This is a genomic window from Paenibacillus sp. FSL R7-0163, from assembly GCF_037969975.1.
Classification (GTDB): domain Bacteria; phylum Bacillota; class Bacilli; order Paenibacillales; family Paenibacillaceae; genus Paenibacillus_AQ; species Paenibacillus_AQ odorifer.
In genome coordinates, this window is the sequence record NZ_CP150224.1 from 5,487,261 (window position 1) to 5,501,804 (window position 14,544).

General features: G+C 48.1%; 11 protein-coding genes. 2 read left to right on the forward strand and 9 right to left on the reverse strand.

Annotated features, from left to right (window positions below; genetic code table 11):
• Positions 1-96: 96 nt before the first annotated feature.
• The 7 genes from NST45_RS24085 to NST45_RS24115 form a co-directional block, all read right to left on the reverse strand.
• A complete protein-coding gene (locus NST45_RS24085; protein ID WP_339281635.1) occupies positions 97-1,389 on the reverse strand; it encodes a stalk domain-containing protein in 1,293 nt (430 codons plus the stop codon).
• Between the two features lie 95 nt (positions 1,390-1,484).
• Positions 1,485-1,751: a hypothetical protein gene (locus tag NST45_RS24090; protein WP_076130524.1), complete on the reverse strand. Its 267-nt coding sequence runs from the start codon at positions 1,749-1,751 to the stop codon at positions 1,485-1,487.
• A 15-nt stretch (positions 1,752-1,766) separates the two neighbouring features.
• A complete protein-coding gene (locus NST45_RS24095; RefSeq protein WP_036679857.1) occupies positions 1,767-2,651 on the reverse strand; it encodes an inositol monophosphatase family protein in 885 nt (294 codons plus the stop codon).
• A 268-nt stretch (positions 2,652-2,919) separates the two neighbouring features.
• On the reverse strand, positions 2,920-3,927 hold the full coding sequence (gene uvsE / locus NST45_RS24100) for a UV DNA damage repair endonuclease UvsE (protein ID WP_339281634.1): 1,008 nt from the start codon (positions 3,925-3,927) through the stop codon (positions 2,920-2,922).
• Positions 3,924-4,241 carry a hypothetical protein gene (locus NST45_RS24105; RefSeq protein ID WP_036679853.1) on the reverse strand — a complete coding sequence of 106 codons (318 nt, stop codon included), beginning with the start codon at positions 4,239-4,241 and terminating at the stop codon, positions 3,924-3,926. Before NST45_RS24105 ends, uvsE begins: the two co-directional genes overlap by 4 nt.
• Before the next feature lie 45 nt (positions 4,242-4,286).
• On the reverse strand, positions 4,287-5,378 hold the full coding sequence (locus NST45_RS24110) for a D-alanine--D-alanine ligase (RefSeq protein ID WP_339171125.1): 1,092 nt from the start codon (positions 5,376-5,378) through the stop codon (positions 4,287-4,289).
• 20 nt (positions 5,379-5,398) lie between these two features.
• The gene (locus NST45_RS24115) at positions 5,399-6,433 is read right to left on the reverse strand and encodes an amidase domain-containing protein (protein WP_076305531.1); all 1,035 of its coding nucleotides are present in this window, start codon (positions 6,431-6,433) and stop codon (positions 5,399-5,401) included.
• A gap of 450 nt (positions 6,434-6,883) precedes the next feature.
• Here NST45_RS24115 and acnA point away from each other — a divergent pair, with 450 nt between their 5' ends.
• Positions 6,884-9,625, forward strand: coding sequence for an aconitate hydratase AcnA (gene acnA / locus NST45_RS24120; RefSeq protein ID WP_038568617.1), 2,742 nt, complete (start codon positions 6,884-6,886; stop codon positions 9,623-9,625).
• 1,753 nt (positions 9,626-11,378) lie between these two features.
• On the opposite strand, the gene NST45_RS24125 is transcribed toward acnA, so the two are convergent.
• Positions 11,379-12,122, reverse strand: a complete 744-nt coding sequence (locus NST45_RS24125; RefSeq protein ID WP_076220028.1) for an IclR family transcriptional regulator — start codon at positions 12,120-12,122, stop codon at positions 11,379-11,381.
• A 296-nt stretch (positions 12,123-12,418) separates the two neighbouring features.
• On the opposite strand from NST45_RS24125, the gene NST45_RS24130 reads away from it, so the two are divergent.
• Entirely contained in the window at positions 12,419-13,459 is a 1,041-nt protein-coding gene (locus NST45_RS24130; protein ID WP_139329954.1) for an alpha/beta hydrolase, read from the forward strand.
• Here NST45_RS24130 and NST45_RS24135 read toward each other — a convergent pair whose 3' ends face one another.
• The gene (locus NST45_RS24135) at positions 13,460-14,539 is read right to left on the reverse strand and encodes an MATE family efflux transporter (protein ID WP_339824044.1); all 1,080 of its coding nucleotides are present in this window, start codon (positions 14,537-14,539) and stop codon (positions 13,460-13,462) included.
• Positions 14,540-14,544: the final 5 nt, after the last annotated feature.

Genomic DNA, 14,544 nt, shown 5'->3' on the forward strand with positions numbered 1-14,544 from the left:
TGATATATTCAGCATTATATTTTGAACTAGACAATATTCCATCCACCTTTTCCTTACGGGCTTAATTTAATTTCTTATGATGTATAGTATGCAGCTTTATGGATTTATGAAAGCAGTTCGCAGTTTGCTGCTGTAATTAACATCGAATCCAAGTCCTGTCGCCAAAGCGGCAAGGGGTAAGTAGGTTTTGTCCTCCTTGCCTACCTTTTGCAGAAAAGCTGGAGTATCAATAGCCACGTTCTCTCCATTCACCTTAATAAATTTCGAGCCAATGGTGATCACAACGGTTCTTCCACCATACACGATGGTAGCGCTGGAGGTTTTGTTATCCCACTTCCCGCTTGCGCCCACGGCATTTAGAATATCTTTTAGCGCCAAAAAGTTCTGCCCATTTTTAAGGATAGGCTTATTGGGTGTATTCAACTCCACGCCCTTCACTACAATCGACATCGGTACCGATGCAGTAGCCATTGTAGCTACACTAGGAACGCGATACTCTCCCCATTGTAACTCCGCAAAGACCTTAGCAATAGTCTCGTATCCAAGCTGCGTCGGGTGAAAATCAGTTTGCCCTGCTCCAATAATATGTGTCAGCGAGCCTTCTACCCCGGCAAACTTTGCCGCAACATGAGCTACAAGCACCTTCGCTCCCTCTTGGTTCACGCTTGCAGCTACACTATCCGCTGCTTCCGTAAATTTGCCCGCTGCCGTCATTAATCTGTTGTACATTTGACCAAGCGCAACCTTAGGGGCAGGCTGATATTGATCGGCCAGTATAATCGTCGTTTGCGGACTTACCGCACGAATATTCTCCAGCAATGCCTTCACATTTGTTTGATAATCCGCTAGCCGCTGGTCCAGCTGTGTTTGGAAATCCGCATCCGTCAGCTCCTTGAACTGCAAGAACAGACTGCTTACATCATTCCCGCCAATCGTAATGGTAATCAGATCAGCTTCCTTAAGCTCTGCTGCGATCTGCGGAGTTAGCTTCACGAACTGCTCTATTCGTGGATCTGGGAGACCTGCCTGAACTCCTTCAGCAGTAATCACTGAACCATCCTTGATCGCTCCTGTGTAATTACGTAATCCGGCCGTAGTCAGCCCTAGAATACCATAATTAGTAAGTGCACTTCTGCCATGATACCAGCCCTGCTCAAGCAATCTCTCCGCATAGCCGTATGGCTTAGTATTCACGTCCGTCATTCCTGGCTCGTAGCCAGCAGTAATGGAATCACCTAGAGCTACGATGCGAAAGACATCTTGCCCAGAGTCTTGTATCGCAGTCGTGTCAGCCGCATTTGCCGTGCCTGCTCCTACGCTAATCAGCGCAGATAACAAAAGCAGGCTGCTTATGCCAGCTGCCCAAATTTTTTTCCAATTGCCTAGCATCGTATCCCTCCCAAATTGTTCTAATTCCATTCTACCATCCAGGATAGCAACGCAAAAGAGCGGCCTCCTATATTCAGGAAACCGCCCCTCGCAAATCACTGGCTATTATTGTCTGAATCTTCATCTGACTCTAACTTCTGCCCTGCACGCTCCAGATATTTATCATAACGGTCATCCAGCTCATATCCAATCTTACGATAACGTAATGTTTCTTCCACAATAGGATCGAGCGTAGTCTGAATACGAATTTCATATTTAGGTGAGATTTCCCGGATTTCCTTAGCCGTACGATCGCCTTGTTCCATCTCACCATCTACCAACATTTCGCTCAGCTTGCGTTCCAAATCATCCTTCTCACTCATGCTGTATCGTCCTCCCTAAAGCTTATATCCTGTTGCTTCAGCATTCTTCAGTGACGAAACCAAATATTCGTGAATGTGGCCATTACTTGCTACTACATGACGTGTACCAATATCATATGAACGTCCTAGGGTATCCGTAATCTTGCCTCCTGATTCAAGTACAAGCAGTACTCCTGCTGCACAGTCCCAAGGGCTTAAGCCCACTTCCCAATAGCCATCTACACGGCCTGCCGCCACATAAGCCAAATGTAGAGCAGCCGCGCCTCCGGCACGAATACCACGAATCTGCGGAAGAATACTTTGCAGTCCGGCCATATTCACAGGTTGTGCAAACTCACGATCCGGCGGAAAGCCCATAGCAATCAGGCTGTCCCCAAAATCAGTCTCCGTAGAGACCGAGGTAGGGACACCGTGCATATAAGCTCCCTTTCCTTTTTCAGCGACGAACATTTCATCACGAGTCGGATCATAAATAACGCCTACTGTTAGTTCACCGCGAATCACCAATGCTATGGAGACACAGTAAAAAGGAAATCCGTGTACGAAATTAGTCGTACCATCTACAGGATCTACAATCCACAAATATTCATGCTCACGAGCTTCTTCCAATGCAGCGGTAGCCGCTGCTGCTCCCGGCGAAACCCCCTCTTCCCCGAGAATGGCATGGTCGGGAAAATGTGTCAGGATCAGCCTGCGGATCATTTGCTCAACGCCTTTATCAACTTCCGTAACCAGATCTTGTGCTGAAGTTTTTGTATTCAGCTCCTTCACGAGACCCTGTCTGCTCTTTATCCATTCTCCTGCTTTGGCAGCCGCATTAATGGCCACCGCCGTATGTCCCTTGCTTGTTACTACATAGGGTTCACGTTCATTCTTACCCTCTGGATTTAAAGGACTCATATCTTCACTCCACTTTCTTGAACATAATCGCCAATGGCTTTAATTCTAAAGCAATCCTATTCACAATACCGTGCAATACGTCAAAACGTTCCCCAAGTTCCCAAAGTTCCGCCAAAAGAGGACCCAATTCTCATCTGCGAGCATAAATGCCCCAGGTCCATATAAAGACGATAAGCGATTAAAGTTTCATTCAACGTACCCTATTTCAAGTTACATATCAAGTCATGATAGGACCCGTATTCGGGACCTATCTCCTTATTTTCATTGTTTAAGGTTCAATATTCACGCTTGCCCCATTTAATAAGGAAATTCCGTTACCAGCCTCAGCCAGCTCCTTCATAGCCTCCATCAATCCAAATAACGCGCCATCTTTTAGTTTCGCCTCAATCATAACATCGACAGCAGGCGTATCTGCGGCAATACGTTTCAGAAAAGCCAGCAAAGGCGCAGGTTCCACGCCATCCGCATGGCTGCGCGGATCAGACGGGCTGCGCGGACTGGATACATGAATCTTAGGCGGCAAAAGCTCTCCCGAAGGAACGTCCTTCTGTGCTAGCTCGCTTCGCCATGTCTGCAAAATGTCAGGCCACAGCTCCCAAGGGAGCTCTCCTTCATTATTCACCCATTGGTGGTGAATATCCAGCACCATCGGTAATCCTACGCTCTGACTGACTGCCAGTGTCTCCGGAGCTGTAAATGTCTTATCGTCATTCTCCAGCGTTATACGCTCCTGCAGCGCTGCCGGCAGCGCGCGGAAATGCTCCTCGAATCGCTTCGCCGCTACAGGCTTGTCCCCATAAGCTCCGCCAATATGGATATTGTTCTTCGCCATGGCAGGAAGCCCCATAGCAACCAGCATGTCCACATGGTACTGCAAATCCCGTACGGAGTTTATCAGCACCTCCGGACGGGGTGTACTAAGTACTGTAAAGTGATCTGGATGAAAAGAAACGCGCAGCCCGTGCTTTTTCACATATTGGCCCACTTCCGCAAATTCCTCGGCGAGCACCGCAAACGGATTCCAGTCCTGCAAATCCGGATGCGTCGCCAGAGGAATGATTTTGGAAGTGAGGCGGTACACCATGATGTCCGAAGCCACATTATGCTTCATCAACCGCAGCGTATTATGCAGATTCATTCTAGCGATGTTCTCCAAACGCCGAAGTGCCGCTTCACGGTCATCCAGCTTCTTAAAAGAGGCCATCGTCATTGTCTTAGATGGGGAGCAGTCTTTGATAACGGTGGACATCGCTACATATCCGAAGCGGACAATCATCCCTGTGCTCCAAAAAACATTTCCTCAGCCAAAGCCGTCTGCACTCTGGACTCTTCTTCATTCAGCTTTCGCACAAGCTCCATCTCGACCGCGGTAACCTCATGCCCTTGAAAATTAATCTCTGCAATCGAGGCTGAAATTTTGACAATGGCTACAGCTACGTTCTCAGGGGTGTAAGCAATAACCTTTTGGCCCGTCGGATACACACGAAAGCCTTGTTTCACCATTTTGGTGCGCCCATATTCCAGCAGCTCGTACAGCTCTTGTTCACTCTTGAATTTGCAGACGGAGTTGAATTCTGTTTGAAAACCCATGTTTCTTCTCTCCTTCCAGTCGGGATATTCCCGCTATAGCTTCTATTACTCGTTGTCGTACTTAAGACCTTGTTTAAAATTATAGCGCTCCAAGGCTAACTCAATCATTCGGTCTAACAGAGCTCTATAAGATACACCCGTCTCACGCCACAATAGCGGATACATGCTGTAAGGAGTGAAACCAGGCATCGTGTTCACTTCGTTAATTAGAATTTTACCATCTGATTTTCGCAAGAAGAAGTCTGCCCGGGTAATTCCACTGCCCTCAATCGCTCGAAAAGCAACTATCGCGGACTCCTGCAAACGATCGGCCACTTCAGAATCCACTGGTGCAGGAATCATCATTTGCGATTTGCCGTCCGTATATTTGGCTGCGTAATCATAATATTCACCAGAAGAAACGATTTCACCCGGAACAGAGGCTTCTGGTTCATCATTTCCAAGCACGCCAACCTCTACCTCACGCGCATCCACAAACTCCTCAATAATAACTTTGGTATCATAGCGGAAAGCAAAATCAATGGCTTTTACAAGACTATCCTTATCGGCAGCCTTAGAAATACCTACACTTGAGCCTAGATTGGCAGGCTTCACGAATACCGGATACCCCAGTTTATCCTCTACACCAACAATCAACTCATGACGTTTTCTTTTCCAAGCGCTGATGTTGAAATAACAAAACTCGCATTGATCCAGACCGGCATCAGCGAACAGCTTCTTCATGACCACCTTATCCATACCTGCCGAAGAGGCAAGAACACCAGCACCGATGTAAGGAATATTCGCCATTTCGAACAACCCTTGAATCGTTCCGTCCTCACCATACGTGCCGTGCAGCAGCGGGAACATTACGTCCACTGTTTGGTCAGCACCCGATAATCCACTAAATACCACGTTCAGGGCTGTGCCCATATCTTCGGTCGCTTCTGCAAGCTTGAGCTGCTCCACTTGGCTGTAAGGCGCTGATAACTTCTCTCCAACCTTCCACAATCCCTGTTTTGAAATGTAAAAAGGTATAATCTCATATTTATCATAATCAAATGAGTTCATCACGGCAAAAGCCGTCTGTAGCGATACCTCATGTTCTCCTGATTTGCCCCCGTACACCAGCCCTACGGTTAGTTTTGCGTTCCCCATTCCCTTAACCTCTTTCTGTACTATAAGTAGTCGTTAATATGAAAAAAACGGTATTTTGTTTGATCAGTCCATGCGTAGGAATCACGATAATCCCAATAGCGATGACGGCTGCTAACGGTACGTGCATTCACAAGCGGCATGCCTCCTGCATCAAAAGCTGTGACGATTGTGCTGTGCTGATACTGCCCGTTGCCATCCCAGTCATATTGAATGATATCGCCCAGCATCAATTGCTCCGGCCGCTCCATGACTTCCGCACGCAAGCCACTGCTCCGACTTCCGCTCAAATAGCGTTGCAGACTGTCTGATACAGCCCAGCTATAGCTCCACCATTCTTGTTTGCCTTGGTAACCTTTGTACCACCAGCCCGTTTCTCTTTTACCAGTATAGTTGATAGGTGCTCCCCCTGCAAAGAGACATTGGGAGACATAATTTGTGCAATCCACCTCGAAAGTTTCGAACTCCGGATTGCCGTCTTTCCACCAGCGGTCGGCATACGCCACAGCTTCTTCACGGTTATAACGAACCTCTCTTGAACCCGCAATTTCTCCGAGAACATTCCGGTTAAGCAGGGGCTGTGATGGCAGCGGTGCCGGCAAAGCCTCTCCCCATTTGGATAGTCTGCCCGATAGCTCTACCTCTGCCCGATGAACCGTATTTCTTTCAGGGACACTTCGTTCCACACCAGCAATCTCCCAGCCCCCACCGTCCCGTAGAAAGGTCAGCCGCTCCAGCTCGATAATATCCTCGCGGTGGTTAACGCCGCCTTTTTCATAATAAAGCGCACTATGCAGTGTAACCTCTGCTACTACCTCGGTCGGAGTCTGCCGGACGGTCCGCAAAGTCTTAACCCCTGTCTCTCCGCGCAAAGGAGTTATCCCACGTTCTTTATACCACTCCGCAAGACGTCTTGAACGCTCCCCTTGTTCTACCAGAAAACGCGGATCTTTAACGGATACGGAAACGGTATGCGATGATGACTTAGGCTCCACCCTGGCCTTATTCACTTGATCAACATATACATAAAGACTTTGCTTCCACTGTTGTTCCATTATACTCGCGCCCCTTCTTTCCCTTTTAACTGCTGTTCTATGTATATGAAAGGAAACAGGCCGCTATACAGATCGGTTGAATAGTTAAGGATGTTTCAGGCAAAAACTCTAACCCCAAGTCCGACATCTCAATCCAACATCGACAACGAGGACCCTATCACCTAATAACTGAGGAAGAGAAATTCAGTGTGTATTTCGCCTAATAATTAAGTAAAACCAAGGATTCCGGTGAATTCTTTCGTATTATCTCCTTTAAATGGCTCTTTTTGAGGTAAAAAGAATATCCCGAAACGATACAATGTAACAATGGAAGGGTAGCTTGGCATTTTCTCAGGCATAATTCGGGCTTTAGATGTAGGAAAAAAAACTTTACTCCCCACTTTGTAACCGTTATAATTAAGCTAGAAGCAATTTGAAATTGGGTTTCATTAGACGAAACAAGGAGGCGCATATATGCCAAGCAAGGATCATTTTTCATTGGCTCGGACCCTGGAATCAGGCGGCAAATCTTATCGCTATTATGATCTGAAGTCCCTTGAGGAACAAGGATTGGGCTCTATTTCTTCCCTGCCTTTTTCGATCAAAGTCCTACTAGAGGCTGCTGTACGTCAGTTTGACGGACGGGCAATTACTGAAGAACATGTGAAACAACTGGCCGATTGGTCAGGTGACATTGACCGTAATAAAGAAATTCCATTTATCCCTGCTCGTATCGTGCTTCAGGATTTCACCGGAGTTCCGGTAGTCGTGGATCTCGCAGCTATGCGTGATACTGTAAAAAAAGCCGGAGGAGATCCTAAACAGATCAATCCGCTTGTCCCGGTTGACCTTGTAATTGACCACTCTGTCATGGTTGATGCTTTCGGTACAGCAGACGCCTTGGAATACAATATGAACGTTGAGTTCGAACGCAACGAGGAGCGTTACCGTTTCCTTCGTTGGGCACAGACAGCTTTTAACAACTTCCGTGCAGTTCCACCAGCAACAGGTATCGTGCACCAGGTAAATCTAGAGTATTTAGCTTCCGTTGCCACTACTAAAACTATCGATGGTGAAACTGTCGTTTATCCAGATTCCCTTGTAGGAACGGATTCCCATACCACGATGATCAATGGTCTGGGTGTTGTGGGCTGGGGTGTAGGCGGTATTGAGGCTGAAGCGGGAATGCTTGGACAACCGCTCTATTTTGTTACACCTGATGTAGTGGGCTTCAAGCTTACAGGCAGCCTTATCGAAGGAGCTACAGCAACGGATTTGGCACTGACAGTAACTGAAATGTTGCGTAAAAAGGGTGTAGTCGGCAAATTCGTCGAATTCTACGGACCTGGCCTTGCTAACATCAGTCTGGCTGACCGGGCAACTGTTGCCAACATGGCGCCAGAATACGGAGCAACTATCGGTTTCTTCCCTGTAGATGACGAGACACTCGCTTATCTTCGCAGCACGGGCCGTCCGGATGATCTGGTGGCGTTGGTTGAATCTTATTACAAAGCACAAGGGATGTTCCGTACCTCGGATACGCCAGACCCTGAGTTCAGCGATGTGATTGAGCTTGACTTAGCTTCTGTCGTTCCTAGCTTGGCTGGACCAAAACGTCCACAAGACCGGATCGAACTTACGCATATGAAGGAAAATTTCGAAGGTATTATCCGTACACCTGTAGACAAAGGCGGTTATGGTCTCAGCGATGAGAAAATCGCTCAAGTCGTAGAAGTACAGCACAAAAATGATACTACCAGCAAACTCAGCACAGGCGCAGTCGTAATCGCAGCTATTACTAGCTGTACGAATACTTCCAACCCTAGCGTTATGCTTGGAGCAGGTCTTTTGGCGAAAAAAGCTGTGGAACGTGGTCTGACCAAACCAGCTTACGTTAAGAGCAGCTTGACTCCAGGATCCTTGGTGGTTACTGAATACCTGCAAAAAGCAGACTTGCTGAAACCACTCGAAGCACTGGGCTTCTACTTGGCTGGTTATGGCTGTGCCACTTGTATCGGTAACTCCGGTCCATTGCCTGAAGAAGTTAGTCAAGCCATTACTGACAATGACATGACCGTAGCCGCAGTCATCTCCGGTAACCGGAACTTTGAAGGCCGCGTACATGCTCAGGTAAAAGCAAACTACTTGGCTTCACCGCCGCTCGTAGTTGCTTACGCACTGGCTGGTACAGTAAATATCGATTTGCAAACTGAGCCACTTGGATTTGATCCGCAAGGTGAGCCAGTATTCCTGAAAGATATCTGGCCAACCACTGCTGAAATTCGTGAAGCCATTGGTCTCTCCCTTAGTCCGGAGATGTTCCGTAGCAAATACGAAAATGTATTCACCGCTAACGAACGTTGGAATTCGATTCCTGTTCCGCAAGGCGAGTTGTATGAGTGGGATGATAATTCCACGTACATCCAGAATCCGCCATTCTTCGAACATCTGGCAGACGGTCTGGGAGACATTAAGGATATCAAAGATGCACGCGTTCTAGCGCTGCTTGCTGATTCCGTAACAACCGACCATATCTCACCAGCGGGTAATATCTCTACCTCTGGTCCTGCTGGCGAATATTTGCGCGATCATGGTGTAGAACGTGCAGACTTCAACTCCTACGGCTCACGCCGCGGAAATCACGAAGTCATGATGCGCGGTACGTTCGCTAACATTCGGATTCGTAACGCAGTAGCTCCTGGTACAGAAGGCGGCGTTACTACCTTCTTGCCAAGCGACGAGGTTATGTCCATCTATGATGCTTCCATGCTCTATCAGGATGCTGGACAAAATCTGATCGTCATCGCTGGTAAGGAGTATGGAACAGGAAGCTCACGTGACTGGGCTGCTAAGGGTACGCTTCTGCTTGGCGTTAAAGCAGTTATCGCTGAGAGCTTTGAGCGGATTCACCGCAGCAATCTGGTCGGTATGGGTGTACTCCCACTTCAATTCCAAGAAGGCCACGGCTGGAGCAGCTTGGGACTGACCGGACGCGAGACCTTCAACATTACTGGTCTCGATAACAACGTGGCACCAAGTCAAGAGCTAACTGTCACGGCTACCCGTGAAGACGGCACACAATTCGATTTCCCTGTCATTGCACGACTCGACAGTACAGTCGATATTGATTACTATCGCAACGGCGGTATCCTGCAGACTGTTCTTCGCCAGATGCTGGCAGATGCTACAGACTCTTCCGCGGTGTCGGTAGAATAGGTTTAAAGTAATTTAAAAAGGGACTGTTTCACGGCCATGAGTGGCTGTGAGCAGTCCCTTTTTTTGTAGTTATGGGGTGGTTCCAGCAGCCAATTTGTTGCGGGTGGGGTGCCCTTGTCTTTTGGATCTTCACCATTGCTGCGTTGCTGGTTCCAAACTCCAAGCGTCGTTTGATTCGATGATATTCGCGCATAGGAGCAGTTCGAAGCAATTCACGGACAACTTACGGAATCAGCCGGCTTTAACGTAGCTATATCCGACTTCGGGACCTGTAAGCCTCGGGCATCAGTAGGATTCGGCGCTATCGGACCTAGCTGACCTTATACGCTGGATTATCCGATATTTGGCGTGCTGTCGGACTCAGATGACTCTATACGCTCGATTATCCGACTTTTGGCGTGTGATCGGACTCCATAGTCGCTATTGGCATGAAAAACATACTAAAGGTTTCCGTTTTGGTCGAATAGCTGCACTGGGGTCCGAAACTATGCCAAACTGGCTGTAAATTCGCAAATAGCATCCCCTAAGTCCGCACGCCTCAGGAGACGCCTAGGATTCCGCGCTATCGGACCCAGATGACCCTATACGCTCGATTATCCGACTTTTGGCGTGCGATCGGACTCCATAGTCGCTATTGGCATGAAAAACACACTAAAGGTTCCCGTTTGGGTCGAATAGCTGCACTGGGGTCCGAAACTATGCCAAACTGGCTGTAAATTCGCAAATAGCGTCCCCTAAGTCCGCACGCCTCAGGAGACGCCTAGGATTCCGCGCTATCGGACCCAGATGACTCTATACGCTCGAATATCCGACTTTTGGCGTGCGATCGGACTCCATAGTCGCTATTGGCATGAAAAACACACTAAAGGTTCCCGTTTGGGTCGAATAGCTGCACTGGGGTCCGAAACTATGCCCAAAAGGCTTTAAAAGTGCAAATAGCGTCTTCTGAGTCCGGAAGCTCAAGAAAGATCTAAATAACAACCTGAGATTACTTGTGTACGAGTTATGAGATACGTGGGTTCGTGGGTTTGTGGGTTCATTGGCTCGTGAGTTCGTGGGTTCGTGGGTTCGTGGGTTCGTTGACTCGTGGGTTCGTGGGTTCGTGGGTTCGTGGGTTCGTTGGCTCGTTGGCTCGTAGGTTCGTTGGCTCGTAGGTTCGTTGGCTCGTAGGTTCGTTGGCTCGTAGGTTCGTTGGCTCGTAGGTTCGTGGGTTCGTGGGTTCGTTGGCTCGTGAGTTCGTTGGCTCGTTGGCTCGTTGGCTCGTTGGCTCGTAGGTTCATTGGCTCGTGGGTTCATTGGGCCGTGGGTTCGTGGGTTCGTGGGTTCGTGGGTTCGTGGTGGTTTCTCTACTCTCCCGCCCCTCCGTCCCTCTGCCTATCTAGGCCCTGGGTTCAAACGCTCGTGCCTCAGCATTACGAGTTACTGAGGCTCCCAAAGGTACGTATATTCACTGAAGCTCACCATACAAACGCAAGGTGGGGAGCCGTTAGTTAGTCATCAGTTAGCTGTTGATTAGCCGTCAGTTACGCATCTATCATCCCATCAGCTACCCGTCAGACCGTCAGTTACCCATCAGTTACCCATCAGTCACTCATCAGTCACTCATCAGGCCATCAATTCCCCCTCAGTTACCCATCGTTTCCTGCCACTTTACCCACAATCGACTAAGCATCCCTCCCCAAAACATCAAAACAGCGATCCTCCAGTAACAGAGAGATCGCTGCTTAGTTTCTTATATGTCTCAGCCAGCGAATTAAGGAATCATCATGCCCATTTCACTAGCCGCTTCCTTCAGTACCCCGGCATATTCCACTAACGTATCCCTTGATAGGCGACTTACTGGACCTGACAGTGATAACGCCGCGATCACATTTCCACTGCGCCCCGTAACAGGCACCGCCACCGCGGCCGCGCCGGGCTCGCGTTCCTCGAAACTGGTGGCATATCCGAGCCGGATAATGTCATTAAGCTGCTCTTGATAGACATCCTTCTCAACGTAGTCCGGCCATCCCGAACTCTCCAGCAATTCTTTCAGCACCTCTGGAGGAGCATAGGCTGCCAGCACTTTACTTGATGCGCCCACAGATAAAGGCAATCTCGCACCGATCTGCGCCACTCGCCGTATGGCCTGCTGACTCTGAACCGCCTGAATCCGCACACGTTCTATGCCGTCGCGTAAGTATAAACTAACGGTCTCCCCTAGCCGATCCCGCAGCCGTTCCATTGACGGCAACAATACCGCAGCCGACTCATCAAAAGCAGGCAAATGCGTAGACAATTCCCAAATTCGTATACCCAAACTGTATTTCTCAGTGGCCGGATTACGAATGAGGAAGCCCTTTTCCTCCAAGGTTGCCAGCAGCCGATGGACGGTACTTTTATGTAAATCAATCTTTGAAGCGATCTCCGTCAACCCTAAATCTCTGTCCTGCGTAAAACAAAGCAATATATCAAGCGCACGTTCTACCGCACGCACTGTAAGCTTTCGGTCCTCCATGACAATCTCCCCCTCGTGTTTCATCAAATGAAACTCGGTTACATTATAACTAACTCTATCTTAGTGCAAAACTCTATGGAAAGTCCAGTATATTCACTCCGCCGGAGTTGTGCCAAAAATGTGCCGGAAAAGGTTGGGCCGCACTTTACAGTTACATTACAAAAGCGTCTAATTCATTGACTTTGTAAGGGCTTTTTCATACGATTAACATATTAAATTATCTACTGATGCTTTAGAATCATTTTTACAAATTCTTCTAGGCACTAGTACTCACATCATTCTTAGGAGGGGACCATATGGATCTGGCAACTCGCCAAACCGGCACAACCGTCTCCCGTCGACCTAAACTACCTAAACAAGGCAGTTCGTCCCGGCTATCGCTGCGGATGATTCGTGTGAAGCATATTATCGTTGCACTGCTATTATCTATTTTTTTCTTCTTAGCCTTCTGCTTTGTCTCACTTCATGGCTATATCGCCTGGGTATTATCTAATCCAACGGTCGCACCTCTGTATTCCAATCCCATGCAGGCCAAAGGTCTCGCATACGAGGATGTGACGTTTCCAGCTAAAGATGGAAGTCGGATGATGAGCGGCTGGTATATTCCCTCCGAAGGGGCTACCAAAACTATCGTGTTCAGCCATGGCTATGGCGCCAACCGGGAAGAATCTTGGGTACCTATGTACGATCTCGCTCACTATGCACACAGTCTTAATTTCAATGTCGTGATGTTTGATTACGGCTTTGCTGCCCAAGGCAACAAGGATATTGCAACCGGAGGTAAAAAAGAGTCCCAGCAGCTTCTAGGCGCTATTGATTTTGCTAAGGAACGTGGAGCTGAGGAGTTAGTGGTATGGGGCTTCTCCATGGGAGCTGGCACAGCACTGCAAACAGGATTAGTATCAGAGGACATTGACGCGATGATTCTGGACAGCACCTTTTTGTTAGAACCAGATACGCTGTATCATAATATTAAGCAAAATATTGATCTGCCCCGCCAGCCTTCCCTGGCGATTATGGAAATGCTGTTCCCAGTTCTGAACGGTACGGGGCTGAATCAAATTCCTTATGCGAAGGTCAAATCCGAAGATTATCCTTTCCCTATTCTACTCATGCATGGAACCGAAGATGATAAAGCTCCTTATCCTATTGCCGAAAAGCTGGCCGCGAACCAAAGCAATCCGTTCTCAGATTCCTGGGTCGTAGAGGGCAGCCATCATGAATTGCTGTTCCGTGAGCACCCGCGTGAGTATTTGCGGCGAGTCTCTGCTTTCTTAGGAAATGTTCAACTAGCCAAAACCTACAATGGCAACCAGCCGGCGATGGCAAGTAACTAGTTAAGCACTACAATCCGCCTCTGTCCCCTGATGGGTCAGTTGCTTCAACCATTTACCACGGCGAAAACGCACGTAACCTATAACCAATCGAACAGCCTCTTCCAGGGACAGAAAGAAGTATACCCAGGGAAGAGGCTGTTTCCATCCCCATGACAACAGTAGCCCTAGAGGCACCCCAAGCAACCAAGTTGTGGAGGCTTCCATAATAAAGACGAATTTACTATCGCCACCACTCTGCAGGATCCCTCCCGCAATCATCATATTGCCCACCTTTATCCATAAAAAAAGAGCAAAAAAGCAGATAACGGAAGTGGCCATTCGGCGTTCTTCCAATGTTAAGTTAAAGGCTGAGACGTAGAGCGGGGCAAGAACAGCAATAAGCACACCAAGCAGCAATGAAATCCCTACTCCTATTCGAACAAAAAAACGAGCATACTGAAAAGCACCTGCATTATTATTTTCTCCCAGCTTATGTCCGACCATAATGCCAGCTGCACCAGAAAGCCCTGCCAGAAGCCCAATCGTCAACCCCTGCAGCGGAAAGGTCACTGTCATAGCGGTCATCTCTGCTGTGCCCATACGGCTATATATAACGGAATAACATGCCTCCCCTAAGACCCAAACCAATTCCGTTAAAACAATAGGCGCTATCGTTCTTAAAAAAGGTATGCACAGCGCTTTCGAAAACGAACTGAGTTCCTTAATACCTCCGGCACCCGGCAGCTTTCCACGATATACGGCTCCGACAATCAAAGCACTTTCGACTATACGTGAGATTAACGTTGCATATGCCGCACCTGCAAGTCCAAGCTCTGGAAATCCCCAATGCCCAAAAATAAGCGCATAGTTTAAAATAATATTCATTCCTACAGCAGCTATGCTAACAATCATTGGATACTTTACATGTCCTGAACTTCGTAGAACCGCCGAATAGAGCATCGTCAACATCGTTGGAATATAACTGAGGGCAACGATTTTCAGAAAAATGTACCCATTCTCCAACACTTCTTTATCCGTTGTAAAAATAGACAGACATAGCCGAGGGTTGAAAAAAACAAATATCGTAAATGAACCCGACAAGATCA